Annotated in this window: 16 protein-coding genes; 8 read left to right on the top strand and 8 right to left on the bottom strand. The window is 53.7% G+C overall.

All coding sequences use genetic code 11. From position 1 onward, the window contains the following. The first annotated feature begins 55 nt into the window (after positions 1–55). The 7 genes from B3K89_RS03375 (at position 56) to B3K89_RS03345 (ending at position 11,039) form a co-directional block, all read left to right on the top strand. A complete protein-coding gene (locus B3K89_RS03375; RefSeq protein WP_345907065.1) occupies positions 56–2,575 on the top strand; it encodes a hypothetical protein in 2,520 nt (839 codons plus the stop codon). Positions 2,576–2,708: 133 nt separating this feature from the next. Beyond that, the gene (locus B3K89_RS03370) at positions 2,709–3,977 is read left to right on the top strand and encodes an extracellular solute-binding protein (RefSeq protein WP_293893095.1); all 1,269 of its coding nucleotides are present in this window, start codon (positions 2,709–2,711) and stop codon (positions 3,975–3,977) included. Between the two features lie 61 nt (positions 3,978–4,038). Next, the gene (locus tag B3K89_RS03365) at positions 4,039–4,917 is read left to right on the top strand and encodes a carbohydrate ABC transporter permease (RefSeq protein WP_293893092.1); all 879 of its coding nucleotides are present in this window, start codon (positions 4,039–4,041) and stop codon (positions 4,915–4,917) included. Further along, positions 4,914–5,750, top strand: coding sequence for a carbohydrate ABC transporter permease (locus B3K89_RS03360; protein WP_293893089.1), 837 nt, complete (start codon positions 4,914–4,916; stop codon positions 5,748–5,750). The genes B3K89_RS03365 and B3K89_RS03360 overlap by 4 nt, the downstream gene beginning before the upstream one ends. A gap of 9 nt (positions 5,751–5,759) precedes the next feature. Continuing rightward, the gene (locus B3K89_RS03355; protein WP_345907064.1) at positions 5,760–8,882 is read left to right on the top strand and encodes an alpha-mannosidase; all 3,123 of its coding nucleotides are present in this window, start codon (positions 5,760–5,762) and stop codon (positions 8,880–8,882) included. Between the two features lie 9 nt (positions 8,883–8,891). Further along, positions 8,892–9,974, top strand: coding sequence for a glycoside hydrolase family 88/105 protein (locus B3K89_RS03350; protein ID WP_293893083.1), 1,083 nt, complete (start codon positions 8,892–8,894; stop codon positions 9,972–9,974). A gap of 42 nt (positions 9,975–10,016) precedes the next feature. Continuing rightward, the gene (locus B3K89_RS03345) at positions 10,017–11,039 is read left to right on the top strand and encodes a helix-turn-helix domain-containing protein (RefSeq protein WP_293893081.1); all 1,023 of its coding nucleotides are present in this window, start codon (positions 10,017–10,019) and stop codon (positions 11,037–11,039) included. Here B3K89_RS03345 and larA read toward each other — a convergent pair. From larA to iolG, 6 genes are read right to left on the bottom strand one after another with little or no spacing between them, the layout of a single operon-like run. Further along, entirely contained in the window at positions 11,020–12,273 is a 1,254-nt protein-coding gene (gene larA, locus B3K89_RS03340) for a nickel-dependent lactate racemase (RefSeq protein WP_293893080.1), read from the bottom strand. The genes B3K89_RS03345 and larA overlap by 20 nt on opposite strands. A 3-nt stretch (positions 12,274–12,276) precedes the next feature. Beyond that, entirely contained in the window at positions 12,277–13,557 is a 1,281-nt protein-coding gene (locus B3K89_RS03335) for a phosphoglycerate kinase (RefSeq protein WP_293893077.1), read from the bottom strand. Continuing rightward, positions 13,545–14,576 carry a type II glyceraldehyde-3-phosphate dehydrogenase gene (locus B3K89_RS03330; RefSeq protein WP_345907063.1) on the bottom strand — a complete coding sequence of 344 codons (1,032 nt, stop codon included), beginning with the start codon at positions 14,574–14,576 and terminating at the stop codon, positions 13,545–13,547. Before B3K89_RS03330 ends, B3K89_RS03335 begins: the two co-directional genes overlap by 13 nt. A gap of 11 nt (positions 14,577–14,587) precedes the next feature. Beyond that, positions 14,588–15,481, bottom strand: a complete 894-nt coding sequence (iolE, locus tag B3K89_RS03325) for a myo-inosose-2 dehydratase (RefSeq protein ID WP_293893074.1) — start codon at positions 15,479–15,481, stop codon at positions 14,588–14,590. A gap of 12 nt (positions 15,482–15,493) precedes the next feature. Then, entirely contained in the window at positions 15,494–17,359 is a 1,866-nt protein-coding gene (gene iolD, locus B3K89_RS03320; RefSeq protein WP_293893071.1) for a 3D-(3,5/4)-trihydroxycyclohexane-1,2-dione acylhydrolase (decyclizing), read from the bottom strand. A gap of 10 nt (positions 17,360–17,369) precedes the next feature. Continuing rightward, positions 17,370–18,404, bottom strand: coding sequence for an inositol 2-dehydrogenase (gene iolG, locus B3K89_RS03315; RefSeq protein WP_293893069.1), 1,035 nt, complete (start codon positions 18,402–18,404; stop codon positions 17,370–17,372). Between the two features lie 169 nt (positions 18,405–18,573). Here iolG and B3K89_RS03310 point away from each other — a divergent pair, with 169 nt between their 5' ends. Next, positions 18,574–19,575, top strand: a complete 1,002-nt coding sequence (locus B3K89_RS03310) for a LacI family DNA-binding transcriptional regulator (RefSeq protein ID WP_293893066.1) — start codon at positions 18,574–18,576, stop codon at positions 19,573–19,575. Here the strand turns inward: B3K89_RS03310 and B3K89_RS03305 are convergent. Together B3K89_RS03305 and B3K89_RS03300 are read right to left on the bottom strand one after the other, a co-directional pair. Next, complete coding sequence (locus B3K89_RS03305) at positions 19,563–20,849, bottom strand: CehA/McbA family metallohydrolase (protein WP_293893063.1); 1,287 nt, start codon at positions 20,847–20,849, stop codon at positions 19,563–19,565. The genes B3K89_RS03310 and B3K89_RS03305 overlap by 13 nt on opposite strands. A gap of 60 nt (positions 20,850–20,909) precedes the next feature. Further along, positions 20,910–22,319, bottom strand: a complete 1,410-nt coding sequence (locus B3K89_RS03300) for an ABC transporter substrate-binding protein (RefSeq protein ID WP_345907062.1) — start codon at positions 22,317–22,319, stop codon at positions 20,910–20,912. Positions 22,320–22,323: the final 4 nt, after the last annotated feature.

Genomic DNA, 22,323 nt, shown 5'->3' with positions numbered 1-22,323 from the left:
ACGTGGTTCTTGCAATAATCCAAGCATATACTTGCGTATGTGGGAGGAGTCATCCATGCAATACCTTAGCTATGCATTACAACAAGAGCACATCATCAACCGGTTTCTCGTCAGTGAAACTCATGTACAACCTGTGAAAGGTGAAGCTGTAATCATTCAGAAGGAAGCCAATGTCTGGGAGGGATCGGTGGGAGCGGCATCCCATGTCAATCCCGTTCGGGAGACCTTCGTAAAGCAGCGCAGGGAGGCAATTGAGCCCTATCCAACGTTCACCGAGAAGGTGGTTGGAGGCTCGGTTCTCTATGGAGGCAAAGAGCTGGAGCTTTCTGCACGCTTCCCCTTCAATGACCCGGTACTCTCACTCTCCGGCTTCTATCCAAATCCCACTTGGATCAGTGCAACAGCAATTACTTTTCTCGATGCAATGAAGCCTATGGATCTTGGGTGTGAACTCTCCGTGTGTGGAGGGGCGAGGATATGGGTGAACCAACAGCTGATAGCCACGTTTACCCCGCATGTCAGGAATCAGATGCAGCAAAAGCATATCACCCTCCCGCTTAGCCAGGGAGAAAACGAGGTGGTGGTGTTTTGGGATGAGTTTGCTGAGCGTGACAGCGACTGTAACTTCTCTCTCACCCTCGATTCGAAGGTAGAAGGCCTTGTACAGAAGCTTCCCATCGGTGAGCGCGATGCCGCCCTGGTGCTGGCGGTCGAGGAAGCTTTGGGAAACCTTAGTTGCAAGAGCAACCATGTGCGCACAGGTGAAGTTGAGTTGTTCTGTCCAAATCCCTATGAAAACCAGAATCTTGAGATCCACCTTGCAGGGGCCACCGAGGAAAACTTCATGGTTGGCGATCTCTACGAGACTACGGCTGTCTTTCTTCCCTCAAAGAGCACCTGCTCACTCGGTCCGTGCGAGCAGCTTCCCATCGGATACCTGCAGTTCAAGGCCACTACCCAGGTGCAGGGGATGAGCATGGCTTATCACCTGGCTTTTGAGAATTTTCCCCTCTCCCTGGTTCCCCAAGCCAAACCAACCATGGATGAACGCAAGCAGCAGGCCTTCGAAGTGCTCGCACGATACGGCGAGCGTAATGCAAACCGGGCGGTGGCAATCCTGCATGCAGGTGGACCTCAGGATGAGTTTGAACATATCCTGCGACGCCAGATCACCTTCATCAACAAGCGAAGCGACTGCAGCGATTTCTATCTCTCGTATTTCCCTCATATCCTGAGAACCTTTGCCGACCATCCCTATGTTACCGTGGATCTAAAGAGTGAGATGAAGCAATGTTTGCTCAATTTCCGGTACTGGCATGACGAGAGAGGGGACGATGCCATGTGGTTCTACAGTGAGAACCATGCCCTCATGTTTCATGTCTGCCAGTTGCTTGCAGGCGAACTCTACCCGGATGAGATCTTCACCAACAGCGGCATGACAGGAGTCCAGATGCAGCAAAAGGCCATCGGCCTACTGCGTCCTTGGTTTGAGACCTTTTTTGCCATCGGCTTTACTGAATGGAACAGTCCTCCCTACCTGCCCATCGATGCACTGGGTTTTGCAAGCCTGTATGCACAGACAAGCAACCAAGAGATGAAGGCCCTTGCCAAGAAGGCGATGGACAGCATCTATTACATTCTTGCCGTCTACTCTCTCGATGGAATCTTCAGTACCACCGCAGGCCGCACCTACCCCAAGGAGCTGTTCGGCAACAACTCCAACTGCCCGTCCTTCATCAATTGGATCGGCTACGGCATCGGCAATACCAGCCACGCAGGCAAGGGCGTAACCGCTCTCTGCTTCTCCGACTATCAGGCACCACTGAAGTACCGGCAGTTCTGCCAGGTTCCCCAAGGCAAGGCATTGGTCAGCCAATCGACGCATGGCTACAACGGGCACGCCGATATCTATGCCTGCAAGACTTCCTGCTCACTGCTCAGCAGTGCCAATAATTTTCGGGTTGGAGAACGGGGTTTCCAGGAAAACCCCATCCACTTGATTTTCTCCGCCACCGAGCAGGTGTGGGTCAACCATCCGGGCGAGCACAACCTCTTCGGCCATGCCAGGCCCTCCTACTGGGCTGGAAACGGGACGTTGCCTCGGGTGAACCAGTATGAGAACTTCGCCTCTATCGTCTTCAACACCAAGGCTGACCATCCGGTTGATTTCACCCATGTCTACCTGCCGACCATGGAGTTCGCAGCTTTTGAGCAGAGAGGCAATTGGCTCTTTGCCGAAGCACACAATGGCGGGTATGTTGCTTTGTACTGCAGTGAGAAACTTAAGCGGGTACTCTACGGGCCGAACAAGGACCGGGAGTTCATTGCACAGGGCAGGAAGGCTGTCTATCTGCTCAGGGTGGGCTCAAAACATGGCTATGGCAGCCTTGAATCCTTCATGCAGGCGATGCAAAACACCCCCATGGATGCAACAGCAGAAACGTATGTTTTCGAGGATGCGGCCTTGGGACGCTTGGAGGGAGGATGGGGTGTTTCCCTGCAGGTTCAAGGACAGCCGGTCAAGTACAATGGTTTTGACCCGGTTGGAACGAATCTGTGGCAAAGTGAGCGATAAAACGCAAGATATGCACACTAAAAACGATTTATTGGGCAATAAAGTTGTAGTTTATCATCTGATGCTCTTTATACTGAATATGAGAGCATAGCTCTCCGATCCGGCTTATTTTCTCATACGTAGGAGGTATGATATGAAGAAAGTATCGACGATTCTCTTGATGGCTCTTCTGCTTTCCAGCATGGTTTTTGCTGCTGGAACAAAAGAGGCTGCGAGTACCGGTCCTCAGGTGTTGAAGGTGATGCTCAGCGAAGAACCTTCAAGTGAGGATGCCCTGCTCAATACCATGAAGCAGTGGGCTGCTGAGACAGGGAACACCTTGGATGTCATGGTTATTCCCTATGAAGACCAATTGACCAAGTTCCCCTTGATGGCACGCAACAACGACCTGCCCGACCTGCTCACCACTACCCGGCTCTCACGTCTCTATCCGGATGAGTTCCTTGATATGGCAGAGTATTTCGATATGTCCATCTTTGAGCCTATGGCCGTTGAGATCATCGTTCAGGACTATAAGTCATCCAAGAAGTCCATTCTGCCGCAGCAGTTCACGATTACCAATGTGTACTACAACAAGGATGCTTTCGCTCGTGCAGGTATTACCGCCCCTACGATTGAGAAGCCTTGGACCCTTGATGAGCTGGAGAAGAATGCAATCCTGCTCAAGGAGAAGGGTGGTGTCAAATACGGGATGGCAATGGATGCCTCCCGTGCACGCTATGACAACCTGATGTATGCCAACGGCGGATCGATGGTTGAAAAAGACGGGGCCGGCTTCGATGTCGCCATCAACAGTCCCCAGAATATCGCAACCTTGCAAAAGTTCATCGACTGGAACAACAAGTTCATGCCCAAGGCCATCTGGGCCGGCGGTACGACAGACAACCCGGCCGACTACTTCAAGAACGGCGACGTAGGCATCTACTTCAGCGGAAGCTGGAACTACAACTCCTTCTACAACCAGATCAAGAACTTCAAGTGGGGTGTCATGCCCTCTCCGGTGGGAAAGAGTGCAAGTGCCATTCTCGGTGGCAGCGGTCTTGGCGTACCGGCGAAAGCAAAGAACAAGGATTTGGCGATTTCCTTCCTCAAGTGGTTCTACACCAAGGAGAATTTTCAGCAGTACCTCAATCGTGACAAGGGTCTCTCATCCTTGGTCGGTGTGACGTATTCTCCTTCGGATGCACAGGTTGCCGAGGACTACAAAGTATTGCAGAGTGAAGTCGGCAAGGTCACCTACGCATTCAGCGTCGATGAGAGTTCCATGTGGAGAAACTTCTACGACAATGAGTACCGTGATGCCCTGAAACAGGCGGTAAACGGCGATCTCACCGCCGCGAAGGCTCTCAATGATTTTGCAGCCCTGCTTTCCAAGAAGTCAGGCTGGGATCTCAAGTATTGACATCTCTGTCCGGGTTGCCTGCCTGGCAGCCCGGACATGGTTGCAAGAAACAAGGTATGGTATGAAGACACGATATGTAAAACGGCACGTACGAGCCTTCTGGTTGTTCGTTGCCCCCTGTCTGCTGCTCTTTTCAACCTTTTTCCTCATCCCGCTGGGGTTGAGTGTTGGTTTTTCGTTCACCAACTATGATGGCTGGAAAGTGATGAACTTCATCGGATTGGCGAATTACAAGGAGTTGTTTGCCGACACTAAATTTTATCAATCGCTTGGCAGAACGTTTACCTATACCCTGTTCAGTCTCCCTTTCAAGGTTATCATACCGTTGCTCATCGCCAGCCTGGTTACTTCAAAGCGTGTTGCGATCAAGGGCTTGGCAAGGACATTGACCTATATCCCTTCCTTGCTCAGCGCTCTGGTGGTCGGTATTACCATAAACTGGATGTTCAGTGCAGAGTATGGTTTGGTGAATTTCATCATCCAATCACTAGGTGGAACCCCGCTTCAGTGGGCGCTCAATCCCAAGCTTGCAACGTTTGTGATCAGTTTCGCTTCCAACTGGGCCTCCACCGGTTTTTATATGGTCATCTTCATTGGAGGACTCAACAACATTCCTCAGGAGATCTACGAGGCGGCATCCATCGATGGAAGTACCACGAGGCAGACATTCCTGCGCATCACAGTCCCCATGCTCGCTCCCACCACCTTCCTGGCAACCCTGCTCTCAACGGTGAACCTCCTCAAAGAGTACGCCTTGGTGCAAGGTATCACCCAGGGCGGGCCGGGGTTGAATACAACCTTCATCATCCAGTTCATTTTCGACAAAGGGTTCAACCAGATGCAGTATGGCTATGCTTCCGCCATCTCCTTGGTTGTCATGGTTATTTTTGCATTCATCGCCTATGTGCAGTTCAAATTCAGCAATGGAGGTGACCGATGAGCAAGCCATTGCTACGTGTTTCCAGAAACCTGGGCCCCTCGACAGTGACCCTGCTGGTTTCCCTGGTGATTCTGTTCCCCATTGTCTGGCTGGTCCTCAGCTCATTCAAGGAAACAGGGGAGCTTTTCAGCTATCCCTTGGCGATGCTGCCTTCACGCTTCACCTTCGTGCACTACCAGAAGGTCATCGGAGAAGGATTCTTCGGGTACGTCTTCAACAGTCTCTTCCTCGCAGTAGTGGGAACTGCCATCACCTTGGTCATCAGTGCGATGTGCGGCTACGCACTTGCCATCTATCGACATGAAGTCTCATACACCAACCTTGTGTTCGGCATCTTCCTGCTGGGCACCCTGATTCCCGGCGAGACGTTGACTGTACCGCAAGTGACAGTCATCAGCGAGCTTGGCCTGTACAACAATATCTGGGGCGTGATTCTCCCCGTTGTGACCACGACAACCGGAATATTCATGTTCCGTCAGCACTACCTGTCGATTCCTCTCTCGTTTGTAGAAGCGGCCCGCATCGATGGAAGCAATGAGGCTCAGACCTTCCTCTACGTCATGCTGCCCTTGGGTACTTCCAGTACGGTCACCCTTGCCATCTTCAGTTTCATGTGGCGTTGGAATGATTATATCCTGCCGCTGCTTGTTCTCAGCGACCAGAAGAAGTACACCATCCAGATAGCCATCAAGAACTACATTGGATTCAACGGTGTCGACTGGAGCAGCATCCTTGCAGCCTCGGTTATGTCCATCATCCCGATCATCGTCTTGTTCATCATTCTGCAGCGATATATCGTTGGAGGACTTTCGGCTTCAGGGGTGAAAGGGTAAACTGCTGGTATGACAAAACAACAACTCCAATTATTTGTTCAGGGGCCGCTTCAGGCACTCAAACAAAGCCGGTATGCACAGCGTATGAAAGTGCATGATCTGCAATATAAAACATGTGCCTATCATGATTGGGACAAGCGCCACGAAAGTGAGTCTTGGCTGCCTTTCGACCAGAGCCGCGGATATGGTGGACATGAGTACCATGCCCTATTCAGGACCCTGCTGAAGATACCCTCCCCTTGGGTTGGAAGGCAGGTTCGGCTGAAGGTGGAAACCGGGGCAAAGGACATCTGGAACTTCAACAACCCCCAGTTTCTGGTTTATCTGAACGACAAGCTTGCCTGTGGCTTGGATGTCCGTCATACCGAAGTCGACCTTCCCCCCACCGAGGAGGTGGAACTGGTTCTCTACTCCTATGTTTCCAGCGAGAAACAGGATGTATTCTTGGACATCAGCATGTACCTGGCAAACGAGGAGCTTGAGGCCTTTGTCTACGATTTGGATCTAGCCTATGAAACAGCAATGACGGTTGAAACGGGGAGTGAAGCATATCTTGTTCTCTGCAAAGCTTGTATCGAGGCTATCAAAGCAGTGGACTTTTCCAGTCTCGAAGCGTTGCAGAATGTTCTGATGCTCAAACGGGCGAGGGCTGTCCTTTCTGAAGTTCTTGCTACTCTCCCATCACCTTCCGTGTCCAAGGTGGCTGTTGTAGGACACAGCCATATCGACATGGCATGGCTGTGGACAGTCGACCAAACCCGGGAGAAGGGGATACGCAGTTATGCCACCGTCCTCTCGCTGATGGAGCAGTATCCCGACTATATATTCAGCTCCAGCCAGATGCAGTTGCTTGCCTTCATCAAGGCTGACATGCCCTCGCTGTATGAACGTATCAAGGCCAGGATTGCTGAGGGCAGATGGGAAGTAGAAGGGGGGATGTGGGTCGAAAGTGATACCATACTCACCAGCGGGGAGTCGCTTGCCCGTCAGTTCTACTGGGGCAAGCGATGGATGAAGGATGAGTACGGCAAGGACAGTGTCGTGCTCTGGCTTCCCGACTGTTTCGGCTTTCCTGCGACCCTGCCTCAAATCATGAAAGGTGCGGGCATCTCCTACTTTGTCACCACCAAGCTCGGGTGGAATGAGACCAATCGATTCCCCCATGACGTCTTTGCCTGGCAAGGCTTGGACGGCAGCCGGATATTCAGTTATTTGGTCAGCACAACCGACTATGAAAGCCTTGCCTCCTATCCGAAGAAGACCAGCCACGAGACAACCTACAACGGGGTGCTTACGCCTAGTCAGATTCTCGGCACCCGTCAGCGGTTCCAGGACAAGAACCTTTGTTTCTCCAACCTCCATCTCTACGGCTACGGTGATGGTGGAGGTGGCCCGACCAAGCAGATGCTTGAGAACCACCACAGAATGAAGGCGGGCATCCCCGGCCTTCCCAAGACGTACAGCAGTACAGTCCGGGATTTCTTGGACAAGACCAAGGATGATGTGCAATCTCCTCCCGTCTGGGAAGGAGAGCTGTACCTTGAGTACCACCGGGGCACCTATACAACCATGGCTGAAGTCAAGCGGCTCAACCGCCTGTGCGAACAAAAGGCCTTTGCCTCGGAGTTTTTCTGCTCTCTCGCTTGGGCTTTGGATGCGAAACATCTGTATCCTCACCAGAGCTTCGAACAGGCTTGGAAGATGCTCGCTCTCAACCAATTCCACGACATTCTTCCCGGTTCCTCCATCAAGGAAGTTTATGAGACAGCCATACCCCAGCTCCAGCAGGTCGCAGACACCTTCGATGAAGCAGCTGACCGGGCCCGCTCATTCCTGGCTTCCAACATAGCCAAGACAGCCGAGGATGTAGTTGTTTTCAATACGTTGGATTTCGAGCGCAGTGATGTATGTTGTGTTGAAGCAGCTGCCTTGTGCAGCATCCATGACGAGACAGGCAGACGGCTTCCTTCCTATAAGCAAGGTTCGAAGCTTCATTTCATTGCCTGCAACGTGCCGTCCAAGGGGTGGAAGCGGTATCGATTGGGAAATCAGCAAAGCCAATCCGCTTTGCTGTTTTCGTGGGATGAGCCAAAGCTTGAAACACCTTGCTATGAGGTGGTTTTTGCCGCCGATGGTTCGCTTGCAAGGCTGTATGACAAGATGCAGCAGCGCGAAGTGCTTTCCGAGGGAGGGCGGGGCAATATATTCAGCCTTGCCGTCGATTTACCCAAGGAGTACGATGCGTGGAACATCGGCAAGCAGGGTGCTGTAATGCAGTATGCCTTGGACAGTGAGGTACACTACCGCGTGCTTTCCTGTTCGGAGCTCGGTATAACCCTTGAAGCAACATGGAAATGGCTCAAGTCGACGTATTGCCAACAGATTACCTTCCATGCCCACAGCAAGCGTATTGATTTTAATCTCCATGTAGATTGGCATGAGGACCACCTGATGCTTCGCACCTCTTTTGCTGTCGATGTCCGATCACCCAGGGCCTCATATGACATTGCCTACGGGGTGTGTGAACGGACCACTCATGCCAACACCAGTTGGGACGAGGTGCAGTTCGAGGTGCCGGCGCACAAGTGGGTGGACCTCAGTGAGAAAACACATGGGGTGGCCCTGCTCAGCCGCCAGTCGTATGGGTACTCGGCCAAGGGCAATATGCTGACGCTTTCATTGCTGCGCGCCCCTGCCTATCCCAACCCAACAGCCGATAGGGGCACTCATGACTTCTGCTATGCTCTTTTGCCCCATGAGGGCGGCTATGAACAAGGCAAGGTAATCGAGGAAGGGTATGCCCTTCACCAAAGCCTGGTCGCCGAGCGTTCAGAACAGTCAACCGGCTTGGTTGCCGGTCAATTCTCCTTGGCCAAGGTGGATCCAGCGGGGGTGGTAATCGAGACCATAAAGAAGTGTGAAGAGCGGCCGTCGCTCATCCTGCGTTTGATCAGCATGGCAGGCAGGGATGGGAGATTCACGCTTCATTTCCCGCTTGCCGTCAAACAGGCATGGGTTTGCAATCTGATCGAACAGCGATTGGAACAACTGCCCGTCACGGCTCAGGCTGTGGAGATAGCATTGAAGGGACATGAGATTGTGAGTGTGGAACTTGTCTTGAATGATGAATGAGGAGATGTCATGCGAGAAGTGGATGAGACGTTGAATAAGTTGGTTGCCGGGTTTTTGCCGGTGCTCTATGCACCTGATGATCCTGACTATGCCTCCCATACATTGGCGGGTGCAATTGATGATGCACATCGCAAGCTCTACCAATTTTGGGAGTGGCCGCATGGGGTCGGGCTCTTCGGACTATGGAAGTTGTTCGAGAAGACCAAGGAGAAGCGTTATCTGGATATCCTGACGCAGTACTACGACCAGCGCATCGAGCAGGGCCTGCCGGGCAAGAACGTCAATACAATGGCTCCCATCCTTGCTCTCTCCTTTCTTGCCGAATACACGAACAAGCAAGCGTATAGGGATATCGCTGTCGAATGGGTCGAATGGGTGATGGAAGGCGGTCTGGACCGGACGGAGGAAGGTGGATTCCAGCACCGCACCACCGATGATGAGAATCCCGGTGAGTTGTGGGACGATACCTTGATGATGACCGTCCTCGCAGTTGCAAATGTGGGTAGGATCCTTGGAAGACAAGAGTACATCGATGAGGCCGTCTACCAATTTTTGCTGCATATCGAGTATTTATGCGATGTGAAGAGCGGGCTTTGGTACCACGGGTGGACGTTTGAAGGAAAACATCACTTCAGCGAGGCTTTCTGGGGTAGGGGCAACTGCTGGGTGACTATTGCCATTCCAGTGTTGCTGGAGATGGTGGATGTCCCGGCCTCAGTCAGTCGTTACCTGAAGACTGTCTTGGTGCGCCAGATCAAAGCCCTCTCTGCATTGCAGGATGAGAGCGGGATGTGGCATACCGTGTTGGACGACCCGACCAGCTACTTGGAGAGCAGCGCAACCTGCGGTTTCGGATACGGAATCCTCAAGGCGATGAACATGGGGTTGCTGGACCGATCATACTGTGCAATCTCGGACAAGGCTTTGCAAGCACTGCTTGCTGTTGTGGACGAGAACGGAGTGGTTCAGCAGGTCTCCTACGGGACCCCGATGGGACGGGCGAGCAAGGATTTCTACAAGGAAATACCGCTCAGGCCGATGCCCTACGGACAAGCACTTGCAATGTTGTTCCTGATGGAAATGCAAGGGTGATTTACCCTTGCAAACCGGGTGAATGCCCTGTATCGTCATTCTATGGAACAATGGGATAAACGATTGTTGTTCAGGCAGGATTTCTCGATCACCGTCAACAATGACAGAAGCCCGCTGTTCTATGTGTTTGACTATGGGGTGCGTTCCGATTCCATGAATATGGAGTTCCAGCACTTCCATGACTTCTATGAGCTCTTTTTCTTGGTCGACGACCATGCCAGCCATATCATAGAAGGGGAGTACTTCAGCCTGCAGCGGTATGACCTGGTCCTGCTCAAGCCTTCATGCCTGCATATGACCATGTATCCGAAAGGTGAGAATCCTAAGGCACGGCTCATCGTGGCCTTTCGCATTCCTTTTGAGATGCCGGGTTTGGAGCGTCAGCTCAAGCGGTTGTTCACCATCTTTGAACAGCAACCCCCGATCTTTAGGTTCCCCTTGGAGATCCAGATGAAGATTGTGGACTTGTTCAATGCCATATACATTCTGGGTAATGAGCTGAGGGTCGGGTATGAGTTGATGATTCACAACAAGTTTCTTGAATTGTTGTGGTTGCTTTGCGTCAATCGAAAGGCAAATACCTATACCAAGCAAGAGATTACCGATTCAATCACGCAGAAAATCTACGAGGTGACCAGCTATCTGCACACCCATTTCTCCGAGGAGCTGCGATTACAGCATGTTGCTGACTATTTCACAGTCAGTTCGTTTTATCTGTCCCACCAGTTCAAGCGGGTTACAGGACTGAACTTTGTAAGCTATCTGCAGCAGATCAGGGTGAAGAATGCACAGCAGATGCTTCTTTACACTTCTTTGAAAATAAAGGACATCTGCGAGCAGTGTGGATTCTCCTCGTTCAGTCAATTCAACCGGGTGTTTTCAAAGTTCTGCAGCGTGACGCCATCTGAATTCCGCAGGAACAGCGATCACCGTTCCGAAAAGTTGCTTCGTTCCCTGGACCCCGAACGCAATACCGATGCAACGCCTTCGAAGGCGTTGCAGAGCGAGGACGAGTATCGGGCGGTAAAGAAGAAGGAGCTGCTCACTACAGAGCCGGTACGGTGACGCAGCCGTCGGGAAGCAGGATGATCGAAGGCTTCTCGATCCCTTTTGCTTTTGCTTCTGCAATCGCACCATCCAAGGCTGCCTGCAGGTCTGACACCGGTTCAAGAAAAAGCGAGGCAACCTGACAGTCGGTCAATTTGGTATATGCCAAGACCTTCATGCGTTTGCAGACCGATGCCATTTTTGCTGCCTTGTGATAACCAAGCTTGTAAGTCTTTTCGATTGCTTGCAAGGCCTGGTCAGGAGAGCTGCAGGAGCCCAGCAGGTCGGCGAACTCTTGGTCTCCTATTCCTTCCCTGCACGCAGAGACCAGAATCAGCGTGCCTCCGTCCTTGACGGCAAGAGCGCCGTTGTCGATGGCCTTCTGAGACTGATAGAGATTGATATCCATCGGGAACTTGGCGATTGAGACCACGATGTCGGCCTTTCGGGAAATCGGTACGCAGAATACCCGCCTTGCGATGGCCACCGCTTTCTTAAAGCTTTCGACGATGTCTCCCCCGGTTGCAGCAACGACGTTCTGCTCCTTGTCCAAGACGGTCATCAGCGAGAAAACGGGAGCCTTGATGTGACTGAGTGCATCCATCATATCCTCGTGGACCGGATTGCCTTCGAGCGCCAAGGAGCGGGCGGCATCATTGACTGCGAGTTTGTGGTTCGCCACGATGGTCTCGTAGCCGGCTATGCCTGGGAGGAAGGCTTTCCGTCCCCCGGTGAACCCTGCAAAGTAGTGGGGTTCGACACTTCCGGTCACTACGATGCGTTCATAGGCAAAGAGCAGCTTGTTCAGCAGGATCGGGGTTCCATTGCGTGTCACCCCGATTCTTGCCAGGCTCTTCTCATCCTTTGCTTCGTGGCTGACCAATCTGGGTGAAAGCCGCTCTTTGTAAGGGCCGAGCAGTTGATCAAGCTCATCCTCCTTCACTGGACGGTGGGCTCCGGTTGCAACCAGAAGCATCAGATTGGAATCACTGATGCCTGCCTTCTCGAAACAGGGCAGCAAAGCACTGAGCATGGAACGGGTGGGTGTGGGGCGGGTGGCATCGTTGATGATTACAAGAACGCTTGATGCACCTTCCAGGAAGGTATCCATCGTGTCCCCCAGCTCTTGGAGCAATGCCTCTTGGGCGCCAAGGGAGGGAATTGCATTGGGCTCGTAGATGCCGAACAAGAGTTCATCGTCGATGCTCAGCAGTACCTGCTCGTTCTTGTTGTACGGGATGCTCACCTGCATGGTTCACTCCTTGTCCCGCTCCCAAGCCTTCTCCATTGCTTGGATGAGGGGAAGCTTCTTGCCTGAGAGGAACCGCACCATTGCACCACCTGCGGTGCAGACATAGGAGTAATCCTCAAGATTGGTGAACTTGGTGGCTGCTGTGATGGTGTCGCCGCCGCCGATGACGGTGTAGCCTTTGCATGATGCGATTGCCTTCCAAATCTCTTTGGTTGCTTTCTCCCACCTGCTGTCCTCGTAGACGCCGGCCGGTCCGTTTACAAAGACCGAACCCGCCTTGGCGATTTCAGCCTTGTACAGCTCGATGGTCCTCTCGCCAAGATCGGGGAACAGGTTTGTCTGCAAATCCGCACTGACCGCAATGCTCGATACATCAGCCTCAGTGCGTTTGCCGTCCACTTCGTATGCAAGGTCGATGGGGGTGAAGAAACGGTCGGGCCACATGGTGACTAGTTCCCGTGCTTCGTCGATGAAGTGTGTCAGATCGCGGTCTTGCAGAAAGGCCCTGGTTTTCTGCCCAAGTTCCTTGTCCTGTGCAAGCAGCATGACCAAGGCCGTGATGCCGCCGCAAAGGATTTTGTCTGCGGTGTTGTTTGCCAGCACATGCTTCATCATGCCAAAGGCATCGCTGATCTTCCCGCCACCCAATACAAAGACGCAGGGGTGGATGGGATGAGATGCCACATTGGAGAGGGCGGTGTATTCGGCCACCAGCTGCCTGCCGCCTGCGGTAGGCAGCACTTCCTGGAATGCAACCATGGAAGGGCTGCTTCGATGGGCGGCGGCAAAGGCGTCGTTGACATAGAGGTCAAAGAGGGGGGCGAGGGAACGCACCAGCCAGGTGCGTTGCATCTCTTGGGGTGTCAGCTTCACTTCCTTCTCGAAGGCTGTTATCTCTTCACTCAGATACCGAAGGTTTCCCAAAAGCACAGCCTCTCCTTCCTTCAACGCCTTGACCGTCTCGATTGCCGCCGGGCCGCAGACATCGTCAAGGTATGAGACCGTTTTGCCGGTCAAACGGGTGAGGATGGAGGCATGTTCGCTAAGGCTGATCAGGTTCTGGTAGTCCAAGCTATCGCCTTGGTGGGCGATGATGGCCACCTTGGCCCCTCCCTCAAGCAAATGCGTGAGGGTGGGCTCTGCTTTCTCAAGGCGGTTGGTGTTGACAATTTTCTTGGTTGCCTGATCGATGGGGCTGTTGATGTCAGGGCGGAACAGTACGAATTTTCCCTTGAGATCAAGATCATCGAGGCTTCTCATGCGAACCTTTGTTACTTCTTCCATGTTCCAATCCCCAAATAGGTGTTGGTTGCCTCGGTCCCGCTCTTGCGGTCCTTTTGCATTTGCATGGCAGCGCGTATGGCATCGATGTTCTCAGGGATCACCACCGACTCCTGGGGGATGTTGATGGCGAACATCAAGTCCCTGCCGCTCTTTACCACCGAGTCCTTCCACAGGGCGATCTCATACATGTCCCCGCGGGGATTGCCGAGGTCGCGGGCATACCGAAAGAGGCTTGCATTGCCCAAGAAGCCTTCGTCGATGGAGACCACCCGAATTCTTGGGTGCTTCTCGAAGATTGCGATGGCTTGGTCAACCGAGATGTCCTTTTTGGGCGTCATGACCACGGTGATGATATGCCCATGGGTTACCGGGGTGTGCACGAGGATGCCGGTAGCCTGGACATGGGGCATGATGGTCATCAAGTCGACGGCCTGGTGGCTGGGAGCCTTGTCGATTTGCAGGGCGTTGGTCAGGCCGCGGTGGTAATCACCGGGGTCGGCTACGCGGCGGATGATGGTAATGGCTACTTTTTCGACACCAACTTCGCGGTCGATGCAATCCACTGCACGAATGAGACCGGTGGTATTGCAGCTGGTGAGCTTCAAGTAGTCGATACCCAAGCCCTGTTCGTAGTTGGCATAGCCGTGGAAGAAGACATCGGCGATTGCGTTCTTCTCCCCGCCTTGGAAAATGGCCTTCTTGCCGTACTTCTTGTAGATTTCCTTGTTCTTCAATCCGACACCGGCACTGGTTGCGTCGAGCATGATGTCAACCTGTTTCACCAGGTCCTCAAGCGTACCGCTGATGGGAATCCCGACCGCCTCAAGGGCTGCAGTATTGTCCGGTGCGGCACTGAAGAACTTGTAGGGCATGCCTTTTTCCTTGAGGGCCCGTACGCTGAGCGTTGGCGCCACATCGGCAACCCCGACCAGTTCCATATCACCCTGCAGGGCGACTCCATCAGCAAGACGCTGTCCAATTACTCCGTATCCGGCTACGCCGACCTTGATTTTGTTCATGTTGTTTCTCCTTAGATTCCAGCAGTATTTCGGATATAGGCCCGTGCCTTCATTGCATACTCAAGGGGGTTGGCTTTTGCAGGATCCTGCTCGGCTTCAACCACCCACCAACCTTGATAGCCGGCCTTGATCAGCGCATCGAGAATCGGTTTGAAGTCGATGCATCCATCACCGGGGACGGTGAATACACCCTCCAGGACTCCCTTGAGGAATGACCATTTTTGCGAAATAGCCATCTCACGCTTGTCCGCGCGCACGTCCTTGAGGTGTACGTGACGGATTCGTTCCATCCACTTCTGCAGAACCGCCATCGGGTCCTCGCCGCTGAAGACCAGGTGACCGCTGTCGTAGAGCAAGCCCACCAGAGCAGGATCGGTCTGCTCCATCAGGCGGTCGATTTCGCCGCTGGTCTGCACCCCGGTTCCCATATGGTGATGGTAGGTGAGCTGCATTCCCATCTCCTTGGCTTTCCTGCCGAGCTTGTTCAACCCCTCGATCAAAAGCTTCCACTCTGCCTCGGTGTTGACCGGCTTCGCATCGAACACCGGTAGGTCCTGTCGGCCTTGGATGGAGTTGCCCTGCTCGGCAACACCTACGATGGTCGCTCCCATGGTCTTGAGGAATGTGCAGTGCTGCACAAACGCCTTCTCCACTTGATCATAGCTTTGGGTGGTCAGATACGTGCTGAACCAGGCATTGCAGATTTGAAGACCTCTGAGCTTCAGTGCCTTCTTGAGCACTTCGGTGTCCTTGGGGTATTTATTGCCCACTTCACTGCCGGTAAATCCGGCGAGGGCCATCTCACTGATGCACTGTTCAAAGGTGATATCGCCTCCAAGTTGGGGTAGATCGTCATTGGTCCATCCAATCGGTGCGATTGCAAGTTTTATGGTTTCTTTGCTCATACTGTGTTCCTTTTAGAATTGTCGTGTCTTTGCAATCTCGGATTGCAATTCGGTCCAGGCTTCAACCACCTTGGGGTTGTTTGAAACTTCTGCAGTACCCACCCGCCACCAGGATTCGTACCCCTTGGTCATGGATTTCGGGGCTACATGGCAGTGGATCAACGTCGAGACCTTCTCCTGCAGAGCCTGTTTCACAGCTTGTTCCAACTCCTCGATGGTATCGGCCTTCAGACCTACCGCACCCCAGCTCTGCGCATTGAGGGCGTAGTCGACGGAGAGGGGGGCGCCGGTCAATCGACCCGTCTCATCCTCGCGCCGTCTCCACTCATTGCCGTAATGGACGATGCCTTGGCTGTTCTGCAGGTTGTCGATGCAGTGGAACCCAGCATTGTCCAACACCACCACGATGATCTTCCTGCCTTCCTGGATGGAGGTAAGCAGTTCTGTATGGAGCATGGTGTAGGCACCGTCGCCGATGATGGTCACCACCTCCTGCTGCGGATGGGCGATTTTGGTTCCGAGAGCCGCTGCCACCTCATACCCCATGCAGGAGAATGCATACTCCATGTGATAGGTTCCCCGTACCCGGGTTCTCCATACCCTTTGCATGTCGCTGGGAATCGAACCGGAGCCTGAAACCACGATGGCCGAGGGAGGAAGCAGTCGGTCGTTGAGTTCACCAAGCACCCGTACCTGGGAGAGCGAGGAGGGAACAACTTCCTGATAGAGCCGGTCGACTTCCTGGTTCCATAGCGTTCTTTCGGTTTCAATCGTCTTGCCCCAACGGCTCTTGTAGCCGGCCAGCTGGGGTAAGGAAACCAAAGATTCCAAGGTGAGCTTGGCATCTGCAACGATGGGAAGGCTGTTGAGCTTGTAGGCATCGAAGGGGGCGATATTGATTGAGACAAACTTGCATGCAGGGTTCTGGAAAAGCCATTTCGAACAGGTGGTGAAGTCACCGAAACGAGTGCCGATGCCGATGATCAGGTCACTCTGCTTGGCCAAGCGGTTTGCCGCCTGGCTGCCGGTGGTCCCGATGCCCGAAAGGTTGTAGGGATTGTCCCAAAGGACTGTTCCTTTGCCGGCCTGGGTTTCGGCGAACGGAATTGCATACCGTTCACAGAAAGCTGCCAAGGCATCCCCGGCTTCGCTGTATCGCACACCGCCGCCGCAGATGACCAAGGGCTTTTCTGCCTTGGCAATCAGGTTGGCGAGTCGGTCGAGCTGGAATTGGGTTGGGATTCTTCGTTCAACATAGTGCACCCGCTTGGCAAAGAACTCGGCGGGGTAGTCGTAGGCCATGCCCTGCACATCCTGGGGGAGGGCGATGGTGACGGCTCCGGTCTCGGCAGGATCGGTGAGCACTCTCATTGCATTGAGCATGGCGCTCATCAGCTGTTCGGGACGGTTGACCCGGTCCCAGTACCGTGATACCGAACGGAATGCGTCGTTGGCAGTATTGGAGTAATCGGTCGGAATCTCTATTTGTTGCAATACGGGGTCGGGCTGGCGGCAGGCAAAGACATCCCCGGGCAGCAGGAGCACTGGAATGTGGTTTGCGGTAGCCGTACCGGCACCCACGACCATGTTCAGTGCCCCGGGACCGATGGAGCTGGTCACCGCCATGATTTTTCTCCGGTTGTGCTCCTTGGCGAACGCCGTGGCTGCATGGACCGCTCCTTGTTCGTTCTTTGCTTGATAGAAGGGCAGCTTGTTATTCTCATCAGCCAGAGCCTCCCCGATGCCTACCACGCAACCGTGGCCGAAGATGCCAAAGACACCTTCGACGAATTTAGTCTCCTCCCCGTCGAACCAAAGGTATTGGTTGTCCAGAAAGCGCAGCAGGGCTTGCGCCATAGTCAGTCTAATCGTTGCCATGCGCCTCTCCTTAGAGCCCGAGCTCTTTCTTCATCTCAGCAATGGTCACCGGTCGGCCTTCCTTCAGGCTCTTGCCGGCAGCAAGGGCGGCAACCATATCCTCAAGCCCATCCTCACCGCTGACCAACACGTCGGTATTCTCGACAATGGCCTGGGCGAAGGAGACAACCTCATCCACAAAAGCGTCCTTGTACCGCTCCAGGAAGAAGTAGAGGGGTTTGTCGGAGGCGACATGCTCACTGGTGGCGAGTGTGACGGTCGACGGGGTGTCGTTCTCAGCCTTTGCACAGCCTTTGGAGCCGAACACCTCAAGGCGCTGGTCATAGCCGTAGACTGCCTTGCGGGAGTTGTCGATAACCCCGATCGCCCCGTTGGCGAAGGTGAGAGTGACAATGGCGGTGTCTACATCCCCGGCCTTGCCGATCTCCGGATCGACCAAGACTGCTCCGGTCGCATGGACGCTGACAATTTCGCTGCCGGCCTGATAGCGGGCCATATCGAAGTCATGAATCATCATATCGAGGAAAATACCGCCCGAAACTGCTGCATATGCTGCCGTCGGTGGAGCCGGGTCGCGGCTGGTGATCTTCACAATGTGTACATCTCCGACTTTGCCGGCCTTGGTCAGTTCCCTGACCTGACGGAAGTTGTGGTCGAAGCGGCGGTTGAAGCCAAGCTGCAGCTTGACGTTGTGAGCCTTGGCTGCCTTGATGGCTTCCAAGCCCTTTTTCACCGACAAGTCAATCGGCTTCTCGCAGAAGATATGCTTGCCTTCCTTTGCGGCTGCGATGGTGAAGTCGGCATGGGTTGCAGTGGAACTGCATACCATGATGGCATCGATGTCGGGGTGCTTGATCAAATCCATCGCATCCTTGGTTACAACCCGGATTCCCAGGCCCTTTGCCCAGGCTTCCATCTGCTCATTCATCAAGACGTCGCTGATGCCCACCACCTCGACCGACTTCACGAATTTTGTGATATTCTCTGCATGCAGCTTGCCGATTCGCCCGGCTCCGATAATACCGATTCTTACGATTGTATCCATGAAAGGTTCTCCTCTCTTCTTACTTTATGAAAACGTTACCAGTTTCTTTGAGTATACAACATCGCACATGTTTGTAAAGAAATTTCGCCTGGGTGAATCCATTTGACAAAGCAATTGCACAGGTGGCATGATGCATTTGTGACAACGTTCTCAGCATAGGGATGTGAATATGATAAGTATCAAGGACATAGCGAAATTGGCAGGGGTCTCTGTTTCCACCGTCTCCCGGGTGCTCAACCATCAGGATAACGTCAAGGCCGACAAGCGCGAGCGTATCCTCTCTGCGATCAAGCAGACCGGCTATGTCCCCAATCGTGCCGCCCGCGATATGGTCAGCAAGCATACCTCTACCGTAGGCATCGTCATGCCGGGCATGTTCAACATGTTCCAACGTCAGCTGTTCAGCATTGTGGAACACCATCTGGAACAGTTCGGCTACCATACCAGCTTCTATTTTGCCTCCACCGACGAGGAAGGGGAACTGGCATGCCTCAAGCGCCTGAAGGCGGACCGTCTGGACGGCATCATCATCTTGCATGAAGTGGCGCTGCCTGAGTTCCAGAACTACTTGGAGGAGAACAAGATTCCCACCGTACTTGCCACCTTCGAGAGGGATGGGTGGAAGGCCACCTCGATCCATATCAGCGAAGATGAAGCTGCGTTGCAGGCGGTCAGCTACCTGATCAAGCTCGGCCATCGCGATATCGCCTGCATCGGCGGGACCAAATACAGCTTCTCATCCCAACGGTTGGAGGGGTACCGCAAGGCGCTTGAGCAAGCGGGAATCCCCTATGATGCAAGCAAGGTTGCTTTTGCCGATGTGTACAACATGGAAGGGGGAGCCAAGGCATTGAGCCGGCTGCTGGATTCAAATACCACCTTTACTGCACTGTTTGCCATCACCGATGAGCTGGCTCTCGGCTCGATTCGAGGTCTTGCCGACCACAACCTCAGTGTCCCCGGCGATGTTTCGGTCGTCGGTTTTGACAATATCGAGCTCTCCTCGTTCTCCGTCCCCCGCTTGACCACCATCTGTCAGCCGCTCGTTGAAATGGGGCAGATGGCGGTAGCTCTGTTGCATTCTCTGATCACCAGCAAGAACGGCCTGCCGGTGAGCATAGCCCTGCCGTTCACCTTTGTTCAGCGGGATTCTACTGCTCAACGCAAGTAGACAGGGTTTGTAAGGGCTGCAAGCAGCTGTATACCCAGCAGGTTCCGATAAAGTTCAATGCGGTAAAAACGTCGTTTCTGCACCTTGAATGGAAAGGCTAGCCGGCCCTCATGTGCTATGGTCCAGGTCGCCTCGATGCCCATGTCGCTGATAAGCACCAAGCGATCACCCTGCTTTGCCTTGTCTACAGATGCCTCCCCCTCAAGCTGTTCATTCCATACCGCACACTCTCCCAAGCTTGAAGGGCCGAGGTGCAGATCCAGCCGGGCACCGTCCGATGAGGCTGTGATGAACGACCGTCCTTCCACCAAGGCATCAAGGATATCCTTGCGACCGGATGAGCGTGCATATACATACGTGGTGGGGGTCCCATGGCTGCGACCCTGCTCGATTCGATGGGTATCGGAACCTCCAACGGCTGCCACATGCCTGCCCTCCACCAACTTTTGGTGCCACCAGGCAATCGCCTCCATGTCTGAAGGCTTGGGGAAGCCGTTCCAGACTTCAATCAGGTCGTAGGGAATATCGAAGCCGAGCACCCAAGGGCAGGATGTGTCGCAGATATGATTCAGCGAAACGATGGCACCCCTCTTTTTTGCTTCGCTCACGACAGCTTGCATCTCTTCCTTGGTATTGGAGAGCGGATCGGCGGTAAAGATTCCCTCATCGGTAAAGAAGAAGTTTGCGTGCCCGCCGTAGTTGGTGTATTCCATCCCCGCAATAACGGTAATACCCTCTGGATTGCCTATCTCCCTGTTCTGCTCGGTGTTGTTGTGGTCGGTCAAGGCGATGAAATCCAGCTTGGCATGCTTGGCGTAGCTGATGACCTCCTCTGTAGTATAGATGCCGTCACTGTTGAGGGTATGCATGTGCAGATCGCCTTTCAGCCAACGCCTCTCTTTGGGAAACAGGCGGATGCACAGCTGAACCTCTACGCTGGACTGAACCTTGTAGATTCCCAAAGCAACCTGCCAGGTTCCGCTTCTGATCGGAAGTCTTCGGTACCCTGGAGTGCTGGTTTGTTCACTCACTACGATTGAAAGCCGCTCCGAGCCCGACCAGCCGCACAGCTGCCCCCGCTCATCGAACAGCCCCAGGTCGATGATGTTGATCTCCTTCTTCTCCTGTCCATAGGCGGTTTGCCGTACCTGATGCCGTTCATAGGCATAGGTTATCTCAATGCGTTGGACATCTTGTCCTACCTGGAAGGGAATGCGGAGGTACTTTTTCTGCTCCTCACGGGTATAGGTCCTGCTCAAGCGGATTTCTTCCATATCGTTTCCTGCAAGAAGGGCGCAGCAGATGCTGCGCCCGATCCTGATACAGCTGTATCGTCAGTCGATGAGCTTGTTGGTTCTCAGCTCGTTCTCAGCACCCTTCATGGCTGCCTCTGCGGTGATTTTTCCCATCACGCATTCGGTCATCCACTTGGACATGATATCATAGTACTTGCGGGCGTCCAGCTCTCCGTTGGCATATCCCATGGGAGCAACCTCGACGTCTGCGCGCTTGCCGATTGCAACCGATTCCAACACTCCGGGGTTCATCTCGCCCAAGACGGAAAGGTCGAAAAGCTTGGAAATCGGGAATGGAGCCCCGTGGTCCTTGGCGTGGGCCTTGCCGACTTCAGTGTACTCGATCTTGCCATTCTTGAGATTGTAGTCATGGCCTTCGATACCTGCGGAAAGCAACAGGGCTCCTTCCTTGGTTGCCATGTACTCGATGATCTTGAATGCTTCATCGGGATTCTTGGCATTGGCGGGAATCGCCCACAGCGAGGCTCCGCCCTGCTCGAGCATGTACTTGCCGCTTGGGCCCTTGGTGCCGGGAAGTCCGACAACGTTGACCTTTGCGGGATAGGTGCCTGCAGTTCGTGCGTTGTTGTTGTAAAGCCCTGTCCATGCAGCCCAGTCGACGTCCATGACGATGTCCTGGCTCTGCCACATCTTGCTGCGCATGTCTCCGGTCTTGCCGGTGAAGGAAGTGGGATCCATCAAGCCTTCACGATAGAGCTTTGCAAGCCATTCCCAGACGACCTTGGCTTTCGGATCGACATACGGGGCGAATTTCTTGCCGTTCGCATCGATAAAGACACCACGTCTGAGACCGACCGAGCTGAACCACGGCTGCAGGTCCCAGATGTCCGGCATGTAGGTGAAGAACGGATAGTAGGGCTTGCGTCCCTCGGTCTGTTCCATGTAGGTCTTCACTTTTTTCAGCATCTGGTAGTAGTCATCCAACGTGGAAAGCTTGCTCAAATCGATGCCGACCTTGTCGGTGATGGCCTTGTTGACATTGACCAGCGGGAATACCTCGAGCTTGTTGAAGCCGGCATAGTACTTGCCGTTGAACTGGATTTTCTCAAGTTCAGACTTGTCTACGTTCTCTGCATAGACTTTTGATGCGGCAATCCTGTCGGTCAGGTCCATCAACGCCCCTTGTTTGCCCAGGGTGTACATCTGGAACTGGTTGAGGTAGATCAGGTCATACTGCTCGCCGGCTCCGAGCTTCTGCATCAACACCTGGTCGTATCCCGAGGGGACCTTCTCCCAGGTGATGTTCAGGCCGGTCGCCTTCTCCATGGCCTCTTCGAACAGTTTGTTCTCCGCGTCATCCTTTCCGCCGGTTACTCCGGCCAGCACCTTGACTTCCACCGCGCCTTTGTCAACCTGACCTTGGGCGAACAGCGTGAGGCTGATGGTCAGCAGCACCACCAGAATTACCAATACGCGAGTACGTTTCATATGC

The organism is Sphaerochaeta sp. UBA5849 (assembly GCA_002432715.1).
In the GTDB taxonomy this organism is placed as follows: Bacteria; Spirochaetota; Spirochaetia; order Sphaerochaetales; family Sphaerochaetaceae; genus Sphaerochaeta.
Note: the sequence above shows the minus strand (reverse complement) of the source record. Positions and strands in the feature narration are given on the sequence as shown.

Coding starts and splice junctions, on each gene's coding strand:
- B3K89_RS03375 (WP_345907065.1), top strand. CDS start 56: ATGCAATACCTTAGCTATGCATTACAACAAGAGCACATCATCAACCGG.
- B3K89_RS03350 (WP_293893083.1), top strand. CDS start 8,892: ATGCGAGAAGTGGATGAGACGTTGAATAAGTTGGTTGCCGGGTTTTTG.
- B3K89_RS03370 (WP_293893095.1), top strand. CDS start 2,709: ATGAAGAAAGTATCGACGATTCTCTTGATGGCTCTTCTGCTTTCCAGC.
- B3K89_RS03300 (WP_345907062.1), bottom strand. CDS start 22,319: ATGAAACGTACTCGCGTATTGGTAATTCTGGTGGTGCTGCTGACCATC.
- B3K89_RS03360 (WP_293893089.1), top strand. CDS start 4,914: ATGAGCAAGCCATTGCTACGTGTTTCCAGAAACCTGGGCCCCTCGACA.
- B3K89_RS03330 (WP_345907063.1), bottom strand. CDS start 14,576: ATGAACAAAATCAAGGTCGGCGTAGCCGGATACGGAGTAATTGGACAG.
- iolD (WP_293893071.1), bottom strand. CDS start 17,359: ATGGCAACGATTAGACTGACTATGGCGCAAGCCCTGCTGCGCTTTCTG.
- iolE (WP_293893074.1), bottom strand. CDS start 15,481: ATGAGCAAAGAAACCATAAAACTTGCAATCGCACCGATTGGATGGACC.
- B3K89_RS03365 (WP_293893092.1), top strand. CDS start 4,039: ATGAAGACACGATATGTAAAACGGCACGTACGAGCCTTCTGGTTGTTC.
- B3K89_RS03355 (WP_345907064.1), top strand. CDS start 5,760: ATGACAAAACAACAACTCCAATTATTTGTTCAGGGGCCGCTTCAGGCA.
- iolG (WP_293893069.1), bottom strand. CDS start 18,404: ATGGATACAATCGTAAGAATCGGTATTATCGGAGCCGGGCGAATCGGC.
- larA (WP_293893080.1), bottom strand. CDS start 12,273: ATGCAGGTGAGCATCCCGTACAACAAGAACGAGCAGGTACTGCTGAGC.
- B3K89_RS03335 (WP_293893077.1), bottom strand. CDS start 13,557: ATGGAAGAAGTAACAAAGGTTCGCATGAGAAGCCTCGATGATCTTGAT.
- B3K89_RS03345 (WP_293893081.1), top strand. CDS start 10,017: ATGGAACAATGGGATAAACGATTGTTGTTCAGGCAGGATTTCTCGATC.
- B3K89_RS03305 (WP_293893063.1), bottom strand. CDS start 20,849: ATGGAAGAAATCCGCTTGAGCAGGACCTATACCCGTGAGGAGCAGAAA.
- B3K89_RS03310 (WP_293893066.1), top strand. CDS start 18,574: ATGATAAGTATCAAGGACATAGCGAAATTGGCAGGGGTCTCTGTTTCC.